This window comes from Nocardia brasiliensis IFM 10847 (assembly GCF_000710915.1).
In the GTDB taxonomy this organism is placed as follows: Bacteria; Actinomycetota; Actinomycetes; order Mycobacteriales; family Mycobacteriaceae; genus Nocardia; species Nocardia brasiliensis_A.
In genome coordinates, this window is sequence record NZ_BAUA01000045.1 from 1 (window position 1) to 2,219 (window position 2,219).

General features: G+C 72.1%; 1 protein-coding gene. It reads right to left on the reverse strand.

The features are described from left to right. Nucleotides 1-2,173 (reverse strand): non-ribosomal peptide synthetase (locus NBRGI_RS09585; protein WP_235210898.1); only part of this gene is annotated, 2,173 nt, incomplete at its 3' end. Between the last annotated feature and the right edge of the window lie 46 nt (nucleotides 2,174-2,219).

The window sequence follows — 2,219 nt, forward strand, 5'->3', positions numbered from 1 at the left end:
CCCCGGCGTGACCCGCGCACCGGCCCCGACTGTGCCGCCAATGGTGCACGGCCACAGCCAATGCCGCCACCAGACCGTCCTCGGCCCCGCCGTGGAACGCCGCGGGCAGCGCGGTCAGCAGCGTCTCGGTCACCGCCGCAGGCAGCTCGACCCGCACGTGCTCGACGGTCGCCATCACGTCGACGGCCGGGTCCAACGGCCGCGCACCCAGCACCGGATCGGGGCGTTCGAGTACCGTTCGCCACCACGGCAACTGGTCGGTCCACCGGGAGCCGGTCGCCGCTTCGGCCAGTCCGTGCGCCCAGCGGCGCAGCGACGTGCCTGCCGTCGGCAGCACCGGCACCGAGCCCGTCGCCACCTGCCCCCAGGCGGCGGCCAAGTCGGGCAACAGGATTCGCCAGGACACCCCGTCGATCACCAGATGGTGCGCGACGATCGACAGCCGGCCCGGCCGCGCGGGCCCGGCGTCGAACCAGACGAACTGCACCAGCACCCCGGCCGCCGGAGCCAACCGGGCGGCCGCGGATTCGACCTGCGCGCGGAGCACCGCGGCGCACTCGTCGGCGTCCTGGTCGGCGACGTCCACGCGGTGCAGGAGGCTGCCCACGTCCACCGCGCCGACCGGTGCCACCTCGAGCCCCGCGCCGCGCTCGTCGTCGACCAACCGCGCCCGCAACACATCGTGGCGATCCAGCACCGCTCCCAAGGTGGCCAGCAAACCCGCCCGATCGATTCCCGGCGGCAGCTCGAGCAACAGCGACTGCGTGAAACTGTCGAAACCCGAACCCAGTTCCCGGACGAAACGCGCCACCGGCAACAGCGGCATCCACCCGACACCACCGCCGGGCAACTCCGCAGGCACCGTCGCGCCGACGCCGCGCTCGGCCGCGACCGCCGCCAAGCCCGCCGCCGTCCGGTACTCGAACACCTCGCGCGGGCTGATCTGCACCCCGCGTTCCCGCGCCCGTGAGACGACCTGAATGGACCGAATGCTGTCGCCGCCCAACTCGAAGAAACTGTCGTCGACCCCGACCTTGTCGACCCCGAGCACCTCCGCGAACACGGCCGCCAGCACCTGCTCCTGGGTGGTCCGCGGCGCCTGATAGCGAGCCGAGGAGACGAACTCGGGGTCCGGCAGCGCGGCGCGATCGAGTTTGCCGTTCGCGGTCAGGGGCAGGGCGTCCAGCACCGTCACCACGGCGGGCACCATGAACTCCGGCAGCCGCGCGGCGACGAAGCCGCGCACCTCGGCGCCGTCGAGCTCGTGTTCGGCACCGGTAGCGACCACGTAACCCACCAGCTGGTTGCCTCCGGTCTCGGTCGCGCGGGCGAGCACGACCGCTTGCGCGACCGAAGGATGCTGCGCCAGAGCCGCTTCCACCTCGCCGGGCTCGACGCGGAACCCCCGGATCTTCACCTGATCGTCGGCCCGGCCCACGAACTCCAACACCCCGGCCGCCGTCCAGCGCACCACGTCACCGGTGCGATACAACCGCCCACCGGCGGAATCGAACGGGTCGGCCACGAAACGCGCCGCCGTCAGCCCCGCTCGGCTCTGGTAGCCGCGCGCCAATTGCGCACCGGCCACATACAATTCGCCGGGCACGCCCAGCGGCACCGGGTTCAGCCACGAATCGAGCACGTACACCCTCGTATTGGGCACCGGCCGCCCGATCGGCACCGCGCCGACCGCGTCCGGTACGGCGTCGTGGTCGGTCACGCACGCCGTGGTCTCGGTGGGTCCGTAGCCGTTCATGATCTGCACACCGGCAGCGTGTGCAGTCGCCTTGCGCACCACGCCCGCGGTCAGCTCGGCACCGCCGGCGATGATCCGGCGCAGCGACCGCAAGGGGTTGCCGGACAACGACTCCACGTGTTCCAGCAGCGCGGCGAGCAGCGGCGGCGTCGCGAACATCTTCGTCACCGAGCCCGTCGCGATGAGCCGGGTCAGCTCCGCCGGGTCCGAGCGCTCGGCACCGGCCAGCACGAGGGTCGCGCCACCGCACAGCGCGGGCCAGATCTCGTAGGTGGAGGCGTCGAAGGCGATCGAGGAGTGCACCAGCACCCGCTCCCCTGGCTCGATCGACCACGCCTGCGCCACCAGGTGCACCACGTTGCGGTGCGTGATGCCAACGCCTTTCGGCACGCCCGTGGAACCGGAAGTGTAGATCACGTACGCCAGGTTCTGCGGGTGCGCCAACCGCTCGACGACCGTGCCC